The following is a 17,545-nucleotide window of genomic DNA, read 5'->3' as shown; positions in this document are numbered from 1 at the left end:
GTAACATCGTCTTTTCAAACGCTTGTAATTACTATAGTGCACCGTTCTTAGCAATACTTACTGTGAAATTAGCAGAAACACGTATTGCCTGTTGTATTTGTAACATAAAATGATTTTGTAATGCTTGTTACAATACTTCGTACAGGAAAAGAATTATTTGATACAACAATGTAAGTCTTTTAAATCATTGTGATAGTACTTCTCTTTTTACTCTTGTGATACACCAGATTCTGATATAGAAGCTGTTAAGCGAAGTAAGGATAAACATCCAACTGGAAATACATTTATGATGCATTCTTTTCTCCCTACTAGTTTGTTTAATTTTTCAGTAATATTAACTTATATTGATGGTACTTTTATCATACCAACATTAGCACCGAAATGACAAAGGTGGTTTTCCGAAAATCCCCTTCCCCTATTACTACTTTTTCTGTCGGTGTCCGTCATAATTATTGTCGGTGATAACAGACTATAAACAAAAAAGTCCGCATACCACTGTAGACTTTTGCTTGTACGGGAGTGTTTTGACCGGATACAGTGCCTTTTTGCTCGCATACCTTAGCTTTTTGACCGTTTACCTCGGGCTTTTGCTCGGATACGGTAAAGTTTTGCTCGCACTAGGGTATTTTGACCGGATACAGTACCTTTTTGCTCAGATACCTTAGCTTTTTGACCGTTTACCTCGGGCTTTTGCTCGGATACGGTAAAGTTTTGCTCGCACTAGGCTTTTTCACCAAATACCGCGCCTTTTTGACCGTTCGATCTTGACAGTTTTAAGATGATTTATATAGGTTTCTCATAATATTTTTGTACTTTACTGAAATTCACAGTATCATCGTCAACTTCAATCACTTTTTGATTTTAATCGCAAGTACCGGAAAACCAAAGTAAAACACTCTGCACGATCTCCACTTTTTAGACCATTAAAAAAAACTGTAGATACTCTCATCTTTAATGAGTTTATCTACAGTCCATGGCTAGCATCTTTACTGGATATTAGTTTTTTTGGTTATACCTTTATAGATCAGCTTTATACATATCCGTATAAAGTAGCTCTAATTTTTTCGACAGTTTCGCAAAAGCTGTTTGCCACGCTTTGCGGGCTGTATCACCATTTTCTGCCGGAATAGCTTCATATAAGGCATGTACCTCTGCTACCTTTTTTAAATCTGCCTCAGCCTGTGTTAGCTTCGAGTAGTTTTTCACGATGCTCTTTTCAGAAGTACTGAGCTTGTCATAGGCTGCTCGAATATTCGATACATCAGCTTGCAAGTCGGCTTTGTATACACCACCTTGAAGAAGTGCATTGATAGATTCCACAATACTAAATGCCGCTTCACTAGACCCTTGTTGCCCTTTTTCTGCAACAATAATCTTTTCACGAACAGCTTCACTTACTAAACTCATTTGCTTGGCAGTTAACTTAGCAAATGCCTGAATGACTGTTGTTGGATTACTAGCAAACGATTTATCATACTGCTTCATAAATGACTCTACTTTTTTCACATCTGCTTCTGCTGTTTTTAAAATAGTAGCATTCTTGATAAGCTTTTTATCGCTGGAGCTAAGGCGACTATATTGTTCAGAAAGTTGCTTAATGTCTGCTACTGTAGCTGTGTATAAACCATTTACGACAAGTCCATCGATTTTATTGATTAACGTTGAAAGGTCGGGTGCATTTTCATCTACAAGACGATTATCTAACAGTGCTTCAAATTGTGGTTTCGCTAAATGCTGCTGATTGGCAGGCAATTTGGCATACGCCTTTTCTACAGATTCAATTTTTTTCGCTTGCTTCTCAACGTTCTTTTCTTCACGAGCAGCCTGTATTTTCTTATGGAAAGATACGACACCTTTCACATCTTTACTAGCAGCCGTTAACAAAGGATAGTTCGTTACATATTTTCGTGCAGCAGATGAAAGGTTTTTATAAGCTGTTGTTGCTGCATTTACTGCTGTTTCTAATTCTGTGAATGAATATTTTGTTATGTCAGCAAACTTTGCGATATCCGCTTTTAGCACTTCTGCTGCCGCTTTATCAGTTGGCTCTTTCCCATTATTATCGACCTTCATATTCGGCGGATTATTTAATAACTGATCTTCATTATAAACAAGAGATTGCTGCAAACTTGTTAGTTTATTATAAGCATTTAACGCACTGCTATAGCTCGAATTTAGTTTACTTTCTTTCACATCATTCATAGTTGAAAGTGACATATACGTTTCAATTTGTTTAATGACCTTCTCAGCTGTCTTTAAATCTTTTTGTAACTGAGTCATGCCTTCATAGCCAATAATTTTAGCAGCCGACGTTTTCGTTAAAGCTTTATACTCCGAAATCATACGGTTCACATTCGCCACATGCATTTGCCATGTTTGTGCTGTCGGATTTATCGGGTATGTATCGTCATCAAGATAGCTCGCAATTTCACTATTTAAACGATTAATTTGATTTTCTTCCGCATTTTCTGCATCGAGCAATTTAGTAATATATTGTGCTGGTACTAGCTGTTGTTGCTTGTATGTTAGCTTTTCATATGCAGTTCGTATTGATTTTGCAGCTGTTACTTGCTTGTTTGGTGTATTATCTGTTGATAATTTATCTAAGCTTTTGATAAATTGTTCAATTTTTTTAATATCTTGCATTGCATCTTTTAACGTTTGATCTTGTACAGTAGATTGATAATTTTTAGATACCTTTTCAATATCCGCCTCAATAACTTCAATTTGCGCTTTTAATGACTCAATGCTATCCGCTTCGTACTTAATTAAGAAATTATCATATTTTAATAATGCTGTAATTGCTTGATTGATTTTTCTAACCTCTGCAATATCAGCAATATCAGTAGGTGCTTGCAAGATAGCCTTAATACTATTAAATAACGTATCTCCTACATCTAAGCTACGTTGTAATAAATCAAGCTTATCATATGCCTCTTCAATGTCCTTTAAATATTTTGCTTTATCTTTCTCAACAACTTCGCCCGCTTTATTCACTTTGTCATTTAACTTACTTATTGCTTCTACATCAGCAAGTGCTCGCTTAAGTACATCATAATTTGTGACATTCGCCTTAGCAGTGGCCGATAAAGCTTGATATTGACTATCTAATGCCTTTACTTCCGCTTTAAATGCTTCAAAATCTGTCACATTATATTTAATGTCACTTACACGTAAAGTTTTGATAGACTCAATCAATGTACTGGACGGTTCATTAGATACGGTTAACACCTCTGAAAGATCTGACACCACAACGGATGCCCCTGCCTTAGCTGTTACTTTGACAGCAATATGGATCATGCCTTTTTCGATTGCATCTTTAGGAATTGTATACGTATCACCTGACGCACCACCGATAATTGTGAATACCTCTCCTACTTTATAAAACCACTCATAGCTATATGTAATTTGACTACTTTGTAAATCAGCACCGGCATGATCAGTGACTTTCGCTCCTGATACTTTTACTGTTTCTCCTGGCGCTACAAATGTGGAAGCTGAATACCCTGCAAAAGTTGGTGTCGCAATAGCAAGTGATAATGAACTAACTACACGTGAATCCCCTTTATAAACAGTTCCTGATGTTGATGTAGCTTCAACTGTAATTGTTTTCCCCGCCGCTTCGACTGGCACTTTAAATGTAGCTTGTGTAGCACCGGAAATTGGTTTTTTCGTTGTTGTACCATCAGCTTCTGATGTTTCAACATAATACCATTGATAACCATTTATGATCGTACCTGCAGGTAATCCCGTAATGGATGCTGTAAGTGTTTTATTTACAACGGCATCTCCTGTAATCGAAATCGTTGCTAATTGTTCTGCCCCCGCCACTGCTGGTACAATAAATGCTGTTGGGATCGCTGCGACTGTGAAAAGTAATTTTTTATTCAATGTTGTTTCGTCCTCCTCTGTCCATCTATAAAAGTATATCGTTCACATTCCGTGTAACTTTATGTATTTCACACAATCTACATAAAAAGAGGTATTTTCCACTAGATTTCATAACAAATTTCCACCTTTTTTTGATTACGCGTTTTACAACCTTCCTTATGCATTATCCCTTCTATATTAAAAGAATTACTCAACGTGCCCGTTAAAGCGATTGCCGCATAATTAGGAAATACACCAGAAATGATTCAAACAACATACGAAAAGGTGCTGAGGAAAAGGGAAAATAAAAATTATCGACACTTTTGATCACCCTATTGAAAATGGGGCTAATCTTTAACAGATAGCCCCTAAAACATAATATATTAAGACAACCACTTCGGCGGTGTATTTTTGCTCCAGTATATTTCTCCTAAATCGTAGTGTGTGACGAAATCATCTTCAAATGTGTGGTAGTGGAAATTATAGTAGTAGCCTGCATCCAGTCTGTTTTCCGTCCGCACATGGAAGCGAATAACATCTTTCTTGTTAGCTGTGTTTTTAATGTGAAAGATTTTCTCTGAGTAATTCCCACTCGGTTTTTCTGTAATAGTAAGCGTGCGCATTGTATCGTCATCTAGACGTGCCAATGTAAAATCAATCGCTTCCTCCATTTTTGGGAAGATGCGCGTTTCAAAATCATCACCGATTACTGGGGCAATACGCGTGCCAAATTTTATGTATGCCTGTTCTTTTGCAGCAGATTTGAATGTTTGTCCAACCGTTTCCAGGTCTAAAACATCTGTTTCTTCTTCAATATAAATTTGATCTAGTTGAATAGTTGCCGCAAGATCATTGGCACTCGGTTCGTGTGAGCGAACTTTGCCATTATCTTGATCTGATTGATTCCATATTGCATGGTTCGGCGCAATAATCCCAAATGTAAGGAGCGCCACGGAAATCATGAGTCCTTTTTGTAACCATTTTTTCATAATTTTCACCGTCCGTTTATGTACATATTTCCATATTCATTCTATACTTATTTATACGAATGATAATTGAAAAGGTTTCATCTTTTTCGTATTCATTGTACAATGTCTATGGACTTATATGTTTTTTTTTACTTAAAGGAGGTTTTAAAATGAGTGCAACAGTTGTTATCGGTTTAGGTTTATTTTTAATGTTAGGTTACTTAACTTCATTATGTTTCACTGACTAATACTTTCGCTTTGCATAAAACACCACTAAAAGCCCTTAGAACGTTGATTTAACAATGTTTTTAGGGTTTTTTATTTTCAGAAAATGTGAATAATAAGGCATATAAATGCATGGTTTCGGGGCTAAAAATAACGCTTTGGTCGGTATGTGTATACGGATGATAAAATAAAGTTGTTGAAGGCAAGTTTATAAATATAAGATTGGGGCTTATTGCTTCAATCTTTTTTCATTATTACCCGCACATTATAAAGAAAGCTTTTAACATCCTTCAGTCGTTAGACATTTGTCGTTTCCTATAAACAATCAGAGCCATAATCGTAAGAATTAAAAGTAAAATACTACCACCAAAAAAGAATAAAGATAAAAATGTCCTTTCTCCCCAGTGATTAAATGCTTGTGAAAGGCCTAGAAGAGCCATAATAAAAGATGATACCATTTGAAATTTTGAAACATGTTTAAACAATAGAATACCTCCTTTATATATACTTAATTATATTACCATAAAAACCCAAAAACCTTCATGACTTAATTTGAGCAAATAAATTAAAGCACCCACATAATTGTGGATGCCTACTACCCCCTATTCATTTTATAACTGTTTACTCCCGCATTTTCAGTAATCAGATTTTGATGAGCTCAAAATTGTCTACTGTACTATCCATTTTCTCAGACAATAGATAAAATGCTGAATCTCATCAATGCGTTCCATTAACTGTGCTACCGTTGTTTGTACTGCTTCTAATTTAACCATGTGAGTTTTTAAGTTAAGTGTCTCACCTTCACATGTGTTTACTAATGATTTCAATTGCTCTGTTAATTGCTGCATATATTTCTCCCTGATTTCAATTATTTGTTCGCTACTGCTCTGAGTAGCAACAACTTATTACGTGTAGATAAAGCACGCCACTCACTAACTTTTACTAGCATTATTTCACCCCCGATTTAGCAATAGCTTTAGTAATTAAAGATGTATAGGCCAACATACGCCTTGCTCATGTGTACGATTTTTCATTGTTCAGTATCTCTCCTCACTTTACGCAGTTGCCAATCTAAATATGAAGGTGTTAAACGTTCATTCATCACTGCCATTTGATTAGCTTTTGACTACATTTCATTGACAAAAACATAAAGACGTCTACATTCCATTGTCATTTTATATAATGTAATAAAGTGATTTTGTAACTTTGTGATTTCGGAATATGAAAGGAGTTAGGAGAATGGTTACACGTGCTAAGTCTCGATTAGAGGAAAGAAGCGTATCTATCAGCAAGTGTGCGGAACTAGCAGGCTTGAAAGTAGAAACTGTTCGACACATGTATAATGACACTACAATGCAATATAAGTGATTTATTAGAACTAATTAAGAAATAAACGTAAAAAACACCTCGGCTCATTATGCAGCTGCTTCTATATTAATTATTAAGAGCATGTTTTAAAGATTAAAAGAATAAATGATTAAGGTTCATTTTTCATTGCTCTACGCTTACTCTCACAAAGGTTTTCAGCATGCTGACTCTAGGACATTACGGTGGGACATGTTCTAATTAAAAAGAGATAGGTAAAGATTTTTTAAATTGCAGAATAACTATTAAGACCGCCATCTCTGAGTGGACTGTCCGAAAAATCGATGTAAATCACAGCTATAATTTGATTTTTGAAAGAAGTTAAATTTTCTAACTAATACCCAAAATTCACATGGAATCAAAAATCCCTTTTATTAACCATTCGACTAAAATAGCACGCTTATTATCTCCTAGTATTTATATAATGAACACCTCTGATATGGAATAAAAATAATGTTACTAATTTAAAGACAATAAACAAATTGGTATTTTTTCATTTTTAATGTTTTGTGTATAATTACGACTTATAATAGGGAGTGTTCAATAAAATGGAAATAAATAGATTGAGAGGTATAGATATGAAAAGATTCTTAAAAATTTTCTCTATTACTATTCTTGTTATTGTACTCACGTCTATAGTGGCTTTATTATTATTTGGACGTAACAACCATAGTAATTTATCTGGAAACATTTCTGAAAAGATTGATCAATATTTAACAAATGAAAAATTTCAAGGAACCGTCCTAATTGCAAAGGAAGGTGAAGTTTTATTTACAAAAGGTTACGGGTTGGCAGCCACTGATTTACCTAATACCCCAAGCACGCTCTATCAGATTGCTTCATTATCTAAACCATTCACTGCAGTAGCAGTCATGCAGCTAGTAGAAAAGGAACTTCTAAGCTTAGATAGTCCCATTTCGCAATACTTTCCAGACTTTCCGAATGGAGAGACTATTACAATAAGTCATCTACTAAGCCATAGCTCGGGAATTTCGGATTATCTAAAGAAGAATTTCGAATTTGACTACAGCAAAGAATGGGATCCAAATGATATTGTAAATACCGTTAGCAATTCTGAATTAGAGTTTACCCCAGGGAAAAGCTTTAGTTATAGTAATACTGGTTATGTGATGTTAGGACTTATAATTGAAGAAGTTAGCGGCCAGTCATATGCAAATTATATAGAAGAACATATTTTTGAACCGTGCAACATGTTTAATTCTATGTTTACGGTTCCAGCTGGTATACCGAAAGCAGCAGGACATATAGAGGGGAAAATCGGACCTTTAATACATAATTCTGCAGCGTATGCAGCTGGGGATATCATTTCTACAGCTGAAGATTTAGCACTGTTTGACAGAGCCTTGCGTAATCATGTATTGATAAGCAAAGAAACATCAGAACTGATGAGTATGACCCATGCTAAAAAATTTCCGTCTCAATATGGATATGGATGGTTTACTCAAGATGTCATGGGGAAAAAAGCAGTTGGGCATTCAGGAGGATATCCAAGTGGTTTCCGTCATTATATTACACGGCTAAATGACGGGGAATTAACAGTGATCGTTCTTAGCAACGAGATGACGGTGAATTCAAAAAGAATCAACCGTAATCTTACATCCATCGTTCTTCAGCAGCCAATTTGGTTATGGGAAGAGCAACTTTAATTATAAAGGCTATTCTAAAGTTTAATAGAAGATACTTTATAGTAAACTCAAGCCTTCTCACTAGAGAGGGCTTTAATTAACCAACAAATTTTTCTATTTTTTTATTATAGAAAACTTTGGTGAACGGCATAACAAAAAATATGATGTTACTAATACAGTTTTAAATACTTTCTTAAATTGCTAGTATAACTTAATGTGAAATCAGGTCTTTTCACCTGTTACCTTTTACTAATTTTTTATATCAAAATTAGACAAGGGGCACCCTCTTTTAAAAGGTACCCCTCTAGTATTTAATAGATAGCTTAGTTTCATAAATGTCATGTCTCAACCCGATCATCCGGGGAATTTTATTATTTAGAAAGACACGTCTTTCTGTATTTAACCGCGGTAAAATTCCACTATTACTTTCTACAACTTAAGCAACGTAGTCCCTACCTCTACTACGTCCTTGCAGCTCTCAAGCTAGCGCCAGTGTGAATAAGCTTCAACAAAAACAACTAGTTAGAATGCCAATTTATAAACTTTGCCACCTATAATAGCATAAAATCATTATAACATAGTTATCATATAATTGCTTGTATTTACACTTAGCCCGATATATTTTTCGGTAGTTGTATCGTAAAACTCGTTCCTTTTCTACTCGATTTCACGGAGATTTCTCCATGATGGAGGTCAATTAATTGCTTTGTAATCGCTAGACCTAGCCCCGTCCCTGCTGTATTTGTTGTCGTATTTGTCCCTCGGTAATAACGTTCAAATAAATTATCAAGCTTCTCTTGTGGAATGCCATCCCCCTGATCTGTAATTGTGAAAATTGTATGTGTCTTTGTCTCTATCACATGCAGTTTGACGTCCTTTTCTTCAGGTGTATACTGTAATGCATTGCATAGTAAATTATCTAAAATTCGCTTCGATGCAAGCGGATCAGCATAGACCGTCATATCTTCTCCTATATCTACTTGTACACGTGGCGATTGCTGCACTGATAATAAATCCCTCACATCAAACGTTTCCTTCGCTAGGGTAATCGCTCTATTTTTTAGCTGATACGTATATGTTAAATCTTGAATTAAAGCATCCATATAGTTTGCTTTCTCTTCCATCGTCTCCGCAAAAGCTTGAACTTCTTCTTTCGACCATTCATAATCTTTCGAAGCAAGCATCGCCGAATAGCCAAGAATGGAGCTTAAAGGGGTTTTTAAATCATGCGATAATCCTGTTATCCATTCATCTCGCAATTGTTGCACATGTTGAATTTGCCGTTCATTTGACACAAGTCGTTGCGATAAATGATCTAATGAAGCATCGACAGGTTCATATAACCGGTATTTTCTTTTTAGCTTTCCGGTTGATTGGTCGTACAGCTTTGCATTTTTCGGCTTGTCATAATTGAAACTTGCAAGTCTTTGGATACGCTCAATTACATAGATAATTGGATGCACAAATTTTCTAGAAATACTTAACGAAAACAACACGACTCCAACAATTAACAATACATGTGTGATGACAAATGATACGATTAAAATAAGTAAAGCCTTTGTAAATGGTTTATCGAATGGTTGGTACTGTGGGTTATCCATTCGAATTACAACGGTGACGTCGTCAACCTTTTTACTTTGCGTTAGCTCTTTCATTTCAAAAATATCATAATTTTCGTCCAGTAAATCCGCCTTACTAAGCGACTTCTTTGAAGCCCCCCATGTCAAAATTCTATCCCATTGTTTATCATATATATCGACTGCTGCTTGGTGTGTTTTCAAGTATGCCTTCGCCTCATCCGTTAACGGTACTGACGGATGCCACATCGTTAATACCGTTTCTAAAATCTCATGCGGTAAGGACTTATAAAGAAATAAAAAAGTATAGCCGTCTGCCTGCCATCTTTGCATCCCTTGTACTTCTAAATCTAGTAATTCTTCATCACTATAAGCACAAATTTCACACGATGCCCCTGTATAATCGAGCACATCCAAATGATCATTTAATAAATAAAACTGCCCTAAGTTTTCTTCAGCCAAATGATGTAATTCTTTTGGTAGCTTGCCGTTATCCACACTTCCTTCAAACTCAAATGCTACTTTTGAATGGACATTGAGCCCAATTTCCTTATTAATAATCAATAAAAAAATAACAATACTATACACAATACTTGCTACTAAAATTAAATAAAACACAATGAAATGCGCAATAAATTGGAACGTTAATCTACGTGATGAAGTGAGCTTCATATATTGTCCTCACCGACTAGCTTATAACCAATGCCTCGAACGGTCACTAAACATTTAGGCTTGCCTGGATTTTTTTCAATTTTTTCGCGGAGCTTTCGGATATGAACCATAACCGTATTATCATCAAAGTACGTATCGCCCCATACGCGCTCGTAAATCTGTTCTTTCGAAAGCACTTGTCCTTCGTTTTTACATAAATATTTAAGTAAATGATAGAGACGCCCCGTCATTAGCTCTGTTATATCCCCTACCGTTAACTCCGCTGCTGCATAGTTAAACGTAAAGAACGGGCTTTTATAAATATCGTTCCTATCTTTCGTGCGATGCTGCTTTAAATAACGTGTTAGCTGAACTTTTAACCGCGCTACGAGCTCCAACGGATTAAATGGCTTTGTAATATAATCATCCGCACCATTCATAAAACCAATCAGTTTATCGGCATCCGTCGCTTTAGCTGTTAAAAAGAAAATCGGTGCATCACTTTTCTCCCTAATTTGCTGTGCCACTTCAAGTCCACTACCGTCTGGCAGCATAATATCTAACAAAAAGAAATCATAGGACCGATTCAGTTTTTGTTTCATCTCCTCACAAGTATGAAATATGTCAATGTTCGCAAAACCTTCTTTTTTCAATATAATTTCAATCATTTGGGCAATTGCCACTTCGTCTTCTAGTACTGCAATATTTACTGCATCCATATACGCTCACCTACTTTTAAGATTACTTTAAGGTACACATTAAGTTTTCGTAAGAATTTCCATTTATTCTAATATTAGAATAACGATAAGGAAGTGGTTATGCAATGGTAGTTACACGCGTCAAGGCCATTGATGCATTAAGAGGATTTAGCTTATTTGGCATTTTGATGGCCAATCTACTAATTTTTCAATATGGGATGTATGGCAAAGACATGCTAAAAAATTTATCCTTACTTGATAATGTTTCATATTACAGTCTGAAAGTGGTCATTGAAGGATCTTTTATGCCAATCTTTACAATATTGTTTGGCTTTTCTCTGATTAAGATGATTGAATCGATTCGTGCTAAAGGGAAAAAAAGTCGATGGGCGATTATTAGAAGAGGCATTGGCTTACTTACACTCGGCTTTATCCATTCCTTCATTTGGGAAGGCGATATTTTAATGTTTTATGGGATGGTAATTTTCTGTTTACTCATTTTTATTAATCGAAAACCGAAGACGCTGATCATTTGGGCCAGTATCTTTTTTGTCACTACGAGTGCAATGATGTACGGAGATGCTATGTTAACACCTGCAGAGAAAGCTGAAATCGAAGCATATAACGTAGAGCAAACAAAGGTCTATAGTGACGGAAGCTATGGAGAAATTATCGACTTTCGCTTAAATGCAGAAATCCCTGGCATGCAAGATGATTTATCTATGTTAATCATGCTCTTCATTTCCCCATTATTATATGCCGCTCTTTTCTTAACAGGGATGGCATTTGCAAAATGGCAGTTATTCGAAAACTTACAGGCAGAATTGAAAGTTTACCGATTGGCATTAGTCCTTGTTCCCCTAGCACTAGCATTGAAAGTCATCGGACAATTTGATCATGTTTTGAAAGATATGGCCCTGATAGCTGGGCAGCAAATTTTAGCACTTGGTTATGTATTTTTATTTATGTGGATTTTTACTATAAAGCCCACTTCAAAAGTCATGCTTGCTTTTGAGAGCGTCGGGAAATTATCACTAACAAACTATTTAATGCAATCTGTTATTTGTACATTTGTATTTTACGGCTATGGTTTAGGTTTGTACGGCAAAATGGGTGTCACGCTTGGTATCGCATTTGGATTAGTAGTTTACATCCTACAATGTTATGTGAGCACAGTATATTTAAAAAGATTTCATCGCGGTCCAGCAGAGGTACTTCTTCGCATTTGGACAAACTTCTCTTGGAACGGAAAAGTGAAGAAGAAAAAAACGCTGGTGAGTCAGGAGGAATTTGTATGAAGCTAGTAAGAGCCACTCTTTATATAGCAGCTATATTATTTTTAAGCTATTCAATTAGCCAAAGTATCAGCAATTTACATGCGCTTTCAGGCTTATCCCTACTCCACTTTTTCATTCGCTGTCTCGCTATTATAGCCTTTACACAACAATTATTTCAGTTATTTCGTTCACCCAAGGCAGCGAAAAATGAACATATATAGCGTGCAGTGACTGTTCCGGAACTCCCAATAAAGAGACGCTGATTTTTTATTATCGATCAATATTTTTATGGCTAACCCATGTAAGAAAGACACATCTCTACATCATTTAATGGAGACGTGTCTTTCGAAACATGTTCTATCATTTTCAAATTTCACTCAAAAATGGATGCATCCTAAAGAATTTTAATACGTTATTGTTTATGATGTGATTTCAATAAATCCATAGTGAAACTTCGAGGTTAATCGAATATCACGACGAAAGCCAAATTCATCAAACCATTGCGATTTATAATGCGCCTTTAGGACAACACGCTTTTTCGCCACACGAATGGCTTCCTTCACCCATTCTTTTGAGAGTGAAAGGTGCTCTCCTGCACCACGAAGTGCCTCAAAATTATTTGACTCCTCAATCACTTCTTCAAACATTGGGTCCATATAGACCACATCAAATGTATTGTCCGCCAGTGATTTTAAATAAGCGACTGCTTCACCGCACACGACCTCAATATTTCGCATACACGTAGTTAACGGCAGTTCCGTTGTATCATATGACTGCATCCCCTTTTTCACAATAAAAGCGACATTCGGGTTTGCCTCAAGTCCTACAATTCGCCCTGCTTTTCCAACGACGAAAGCCGCGACCAAGCTATCCGCTCCAATGCCTAATGTACAATCTAAAAAAGAATCGCCTGCTTGCAAGTGACATGCTTCAATCATTGGATCCTCTTCCCCTCGCGCTAATCGCTTTAAACGAAACGCTGCGGAGTTCGGATGAAAAAAGAAAGGCGCGGCTGCACCTTTCGGATAATATTCATATCGATTTTTACCTGCCACGATCACATGTGCACCATAATCTTTACTCATTTTCGCTACGGAGCGTTTTTTTCGAGGTTCAAAATGCACACCAAGCTCTTCACAAGCAACATATGCAAGTTGCTGTGACAGCTCATCCGGTCGTCCGGCAGTTGTAACAATGGTTATTCCGCGCATACTTGCTTTAATACATCAGCAATATGGTCGCGAATTTGCTCCATTGGGAAACCTTCGATATTTTCACGTGGGATAAAATAAGCGAGCTCCCCACCTTTTAAAATCGCCATAGATGGTGAGCTTGGTGGTACTTCCTCAAAAAATGCGCGCATAGTAGCAGTTGCCTCTGGATCTTGCCCTGCAAATACCGTCACTAAGTTATCTGGCTTCACCATTTCTACTGCTTCACGTGCTGCTGGACGTGCTAAACCGGCTGCACACCCACATACAGAGTTAATAACTACTAATGATACCCCTTTAGCCGTTGCCATAAATTCATTGACTTCATCTGGTGTTGTTAGTTCTGTAAAACCGGCATCCGTTAATTCGCGGCGCATCGGTTGTGTTACTTGACGCATGTATTCTTCATAAGCGTTCATACTTTCGCCTTCTTTCATATTTATTCGCAAATGCTATTATAACAGGCTTTTTCCTACTTGTACAAAGATTGGATTCTCATATTTATTCGGATAGTTTCAGATTTTTTGTGACCTTTTTGTTACCTTTTTAAAATGGCCACACTGCAGAAACGGCTAAAAAATGTATGCTGTGTTTTTTGTAAGTTTACCTATCAACACAAAAATAAATGGTTGAAACATACCACAGCTCGGACATGAAACACTCCACTGCTCTTTCGTGCTTTCTTCATACTCAGCCTCAATACGCGACGCCCCTTTAATCGTTGGCGTTGAAACTGATATCTTCTTTCGATTCCAAAATGTCTTAGTACGCTTATGTGCTAAAGAAAGAGGATCCCCCTCTGTTCCAGCAGAAGATGGGAATCGGTCTACTTCGTCAGCAAGTACAATCCGCACAGGTCGTGACGCTAAACTAGCTGGTGAATTGGCACCTACAAGCGTTAAATGACCGCCTGCAAACTTCTTTTGTAATAATGTATTATTTCCGTCCTTTGCTTTTGGACTATTTACTTTTTTAGATAAAGAAGGGGTATCGCGAATCATAGCAGCAATTCGGTCTTTCGAATACGCCTCCGCCATTTCTAAAGTAGGCTGCATTAATAACATCGGTGCAGGATCATAATCAATATGATAGCCAATGATGTTGTTTATAATTTCGGATTTACCTACTTGTGCTGATGACATCACAACGATTTCTTCATAATTTGGATCATTAATACTGTCCATAATCTCGCGTTGATATGGCGCACGGTCTGTGTTCCACTTACCATGTTCCGCTGACGATTCTTTTGATAGTACCCTATTTTCATCTGCCCATTGCGAAACAGTTAACTTTGGTGGTGGAGCTATCATACTAGCTAACTTTTTAAACATCTTTAATGTATGTTTTTTTGCCATCCCCTTCTACCTCCTCTCCTTCAATTTCAATAACGTCCTCTTCACCTAATTCGACAAACATGCCAGGATCATATTCAGCTAATTCTTTAAGAGCCTCATGCACATCTCCTTCTAAAAGGGCCTCAATTAGTTTCGGGTCACTTTTATTAATTAAAATAGATGCTGCTTTTGTTGATAAAGAAAGAATCTTAGATCTAAACGCCATGACCATATGATTTAGTACTTTTTCAACATCTTCAGAACGATGCATTTCATGTCTTAGATGCGCTAGATCAATTTCGGCTTTCTCGCGTTTCGCTTTTTCGTGTAGCCATTTCTCATATTCATAGGACTCTGCCACATCGTTTGAATCTAATGCTTCACTGGATAGTTTCAAAAACGTAATGTACTTGCTGACAGTGTCGATAAGATTAAATCGACCATGCCCCACTCGTGGGATGACGCCTTCTTCAACTAATTGGCGAACTCGTCTTTCTGTTAAATTAAACATTCTTACAATTGCTGTTGTATTGACTACAATCTCATCGACTTTCGCTTTTCCCGTTGACATGTTAAAACCTCCTTTGCTTTTGTTGATATAATTAACTTTTTTAATTAGGGTGGAAGGAACACTATTTTTCCGTTTATATCTAGACCGTTTCCGGGGCTCGCGAGACCCGCAGGCTTTTCAAAAGGCTCTGAGAGAACCTAGATTTATTTTTAGAGAATAATAAATACAACAAAAAAGACGACGCAGCTTGTGCCGCATCGCCTGTCGTTATGATTTTTGATGAATATTACATACTACCATAATAGCACGTTTATTTCGAAAAAGTGTGCCAACTTACTGCCAAGTTTCTGCCAAAAGTCTGCCATAAAATATTTTTAACTATTTCTCTTTATCAAAGACTTTAGCTAAGTACAATCCCATAATTAATAAACCTAAAAATGCCTCTAAAATTGTAAGTAATCTAAATATTTTGCTTACAGGAGTAATATCTCCAAAACCTAGCGTTGTAATTACCACAAAACTATAATAAAAATAATCAATAAAACTTTTAGATTTGCCTTCGTAAATTCTTTGATTAATATCAATTATTGTGTCATCTAACAGAACATTAGAAAATGCTAATAATTCATCGAACAATATATAATTATCTCTTTGAGTTTCAAGAACTGTATAATTTGTAAAGTTGTCTTCACTGATAATTAAATACATAGATTTCTCTGCAAATTGATCAATTTTTAATCTATTAGGTTCGTATTTTAATATACTACCTTCTAATTCTTTACGAGGTATTTTATACAAAATTATTTTTAATAGTTTAAAATCACCATTTATAAATTTGTTATAATCTACGTTATAATGTCCCTCTAAAAAACTATCCTGTGTAAACTCAAAATCCGATACATCTGAAATAGAAAATAAATTATAACTTTTTATTAAATCACGATAGTAATAGTCGGACCAGCCTTCACCTATCTTATCAGTAGTAATATTCAGTTCGTTTCCTTCAACATTTATTTCTGTATACCCAATTTTATATTGTTTTTCATTAATAATTGTCTCTAATGAACTTTCATGAAAATAATCTAATTCCTTTTCAAAATCTTTAAAAACATTTCTTACTAAAATTTCATTTTCTATTTTTTCACTAAAACTAAAACCATTCCCTTTACTAATAGAATAATAATCACCTATGTAATAAATTAATGCAAAAGAATAAGCTATATATATATATAAAACAAATAATAAGGAAATCCATCCCTTTTTCCAAAAACCTGTCTTCTTAGCGAATATAACAATTAAGACAATAAAAATTAATGAACTTATTATTATAAAAAGGAAATATATAAGCCCTAAACTTGAAAGATTATTAGTAAAAAATAGAAAGGATAATCCCCTTTCTAAAGCCCACATTATAATAGAAATTAAAAGAATAACTGTTTTTATAATGGACTTTTCTAAATCTAATTTTCTATTATCCACTAAATTTTTTAGATTCCTATATTCATACCAACTTTTTATACAATCTAGCCAAACAAAAATGCTTATTAGAAAAATAAAATATGTAATGATTAATTTTATAAATCCTTTTTCTGGAATAGCTACGAAATTGAACAATATTAAAGAAAAATAAATTATAAATATAAATTCTAAATAAGGAACTCTATATTTATATAAATAAAATTCCAATATCCTCTTAAAAAATTTATTTCTCATTTGACCCTCCTTATATTATAATTTTCATTTTTAACTTAATTTTTTCACCTTTACTAATTTTACCACATTAACATATCTTATATTCTGTTAATCTCCTAAAGGCTTTTAAAAGCTTGTTACATCAATACTTCAAACCTACTCTTTAATTCGAGCTTTACAAATTCTTATTGAGTAAATGTTATTCGTACATTAAAGCATGAAAGCAAATAAATTTCATGTTCATTTCCTAAAAACAATAAAATAAAAGCATCTCGTTTTTTGAGATGCTTTACTTAATTTGGGTAGCGTCAGAAAAATGTGGATTTACAACGATAAGCAATTTAAGTTTCCAAAGGACGGTGTCACATAGGGAACGTTCGATTCAGTAGCTAAAGACTACAATTAGTTCTTAGCAGCTTTTTATTTCATCAGGATACCAAACGTCTGTTTGGTAAATTTCAGAAAAAAATATAGTTTACACTTTCTAATTATATATCAATAGATATAATTAGTTATATAT

At 35.3% G+C, this 17,545-nt stretch carries 14 protein-coding genes; 3 read left to right on the top strand and 11 right to left on the bottom strand.

From position 1 onward, the window contains the following. Window positions 1–1,017: 1,017 nt before the first annotated feature. The 4 genes from AC3II9_RS14710 to AC3II9_RS14695 form a co-directional block, all read right to left on the bottom strand. Entirely contained in the window at window positions 1,018–3,891 is a 2,874-nt protein-coding gene (locus AC3II9_RS14710) for a hypothetical protein (protein WP_489156603.1), read from the bottom strand. A 362-nt stretch (window positions 3,892–4,253) separates the two neighbouring features. Next, window positions 4,254–4,859, bottom strand: coding sequence for a YpjP family protein (locus tag AC3II9_RS14705; protein WP_489156601.1), 606 nt, complete (start codon window positions 4,857–4,859; stop codon window positions 4,254–4,256). Window positions 4,860–5,353: 494 nt separating this feature from the next. Then, window positions 5,354–5,548, bottom strand: a complete 195-nt coding sequence (locus tag AC3II9_RS14700) for a hypothetical protein (protein WP_489156599.1) — start codon at window positions 5,546–5,548, stop codon at window positions 5,354–5,356. A gap of 183 nt (window positions 5,549–5,731) precedes the next feature. Then, complete coding sequence (locus AC3II9_RS14695) at window positions 5,732–5,911, bottom strand: hypothetical protein (RefSeq protein ID WP_489156597.1); 180 nt, start codon at window positions 5,909–5,911, stop codon at window positions 5,732–5,734. 1,095 nt (window positions 5,912–7,006) lie between these two features. On the opposite strand from AC3II9_RS14695, the gene AC3II9_RS14690 reads away from it, so the two are divergent. Next, window positions 7,007–8,095, top strand: a complete 1,089-nt coding sequence (locus tag AC3II9_RS14690; protein WP_489156595.1) for a serine hydrolase domain-containing protein — start codon at window positions 7,007–7,009, stop codon at window positions 8,093–8,095. A gap of 587 nt (window positions 8,096–8,682) precedes the next feature. Here AC3II9_RS14690 and AC3II9_RS14685 read toward each other — a convergent pair. Both AC3II9_RS14685 and AC3II9_RS14680 read right to left on the bottom strand, forming a co-directional pair. Next, entirely contained in the window at window positions 8,683–10,323 is a 1,641-nt protein-coding gene (locus AC3II9_RS14685) for a sensor histidine kinase (RefSeq protein ID WP_489156593.1), read from the bottom strand. After that, window positions 10,320–11,021, bottom strand: a complete 702-nt coding sequence (locus AC3II9_RS14680; RefSeq protein WP_489156591.1) for a response regulator transcription factor — start codon at window positions 11,019–11,021, stop codon at window positions 10,320–10,322. The genes AC3II9_RS14685 and AC3II9_RS14680 overlap by 4 nt, the downstream gene beginning before the upstream one ends. A gap of 104 nt (window positions 11,022–11,125) precedes the next feature. Between AC3II9_RS14680 and AC3II9_RS14675 the strand changes: the two genes are divergently transcribed. Both AC3II9_RS14675 and AC3II9_RS14670 read left to right on the top strand, forming a co-directional pair. Further along, entirely contained in the window at window positions 11,126–12,298 is a 1,173-nt protein-coding gene (locus tag AC3II9_RS14675; protein ID WP_489156589.1) for a DUF418 domain-containing protein, read from the top strand. Further along, window positions 12,295–12,498 carry a hypothetical protein gene (locus AC3II9_RS14670; protein WP_489156587.1) on the top strand — a complete coding sequence of 68 codons (204 nt, stop codon included), beginning with the start codon at window positions 12,295–12,297 and terminating at the stop codon, window positions 12,496–12,498. The genes AC3II9_RS14675 and AC3II9_RS14670 overlap by 4 nt, the downstream gene beginning before the upstream one ends. A gap of 198 nt (window positions 12,499–12,696) precedes the next feature. Here AC3II9_RS14670 and AC3II9_RS14665 read toward each other — a convergent pair whose 3' ends face one another. The 5 genes from AC3II9_RS14665 to AC3II9_RS14645 all read right to left on the bottom strand — a co-directional run bounded on the left by AC3II9_RS14665 (window position 12,697) and on the right by AC3II9_RS14645 (window position 17,046). Beyond that, window positions 12,697–13,488, bottom strand: coding sequence for a class I SAM-dependent methyltransferase (locus AC3II9_RS14665; protein ID WP_489156585.1), 792 nt, complete (start codon window positions 13,486–13,488; stop codon window positions 12,697–12,699). Further along, on the bottom strand, window positions 13,476–13,907 hold the full coding sequence (locus AC3II9_RS14660; protein ID WP_431030067.1) for a BrxA/BrxB family bacilliredoxin: 432 nt from the start codon (window positions 13,905–13,907) through the stop codon (window positions 13,476–13,478). Before AC3II9_RS14660 ends, AC3II9_RS14665 begins: the two co-directional genes overlap by 13 nt. Before the next feature lie 153 nt (window positions 13,908–14,060). Continuing rightward, window positions 14,061–14,843, bottom strand: a complete 783-nt coding sequence (locus tag AC3II9_RS14655) for a phage terminase large subunit family protein (protein WP_489156584.1) — start codon at window positions 14,841–14,843, stop codon at window positions 14,061–14,063. Next, window positions 14,812–15,393, bottom strand: coding sequence for a hypothetical protein (locus tag AC3II9_RS14650; RefSeq protein WP_489156582.1), 582 nt, complete (start codon window positions 15,391–15,393; stop codon window positions 14,812–14,814). The genes AC3II9_RS14655 and AC3II9_RS14650 overlap by 32 nt, the downstream gene beginning before the upstream one ends. 318 nt (window positions 15,394–15,711) lie before the next feature. Then, a complete protein-coding gene (locus AC3II9_RS14645) occupies window positions 15,712–17,046 on the bottom strand; it encodes a potassium channel family protein (protein WP_489156580.1) in 1,335 nt (444 codons plus the stop codon). Between the last annotated feature and the right edge of the window lie 499 nt (window positions 17,047–17,545).

This window comes from Lysinibacillus sp. RU7 (assembly GCF_057837305.1).
Note: the sequence above shows the minus strand (reverse complement) of the source record. Positions and strands in the feature narration are given on the sequence as shown.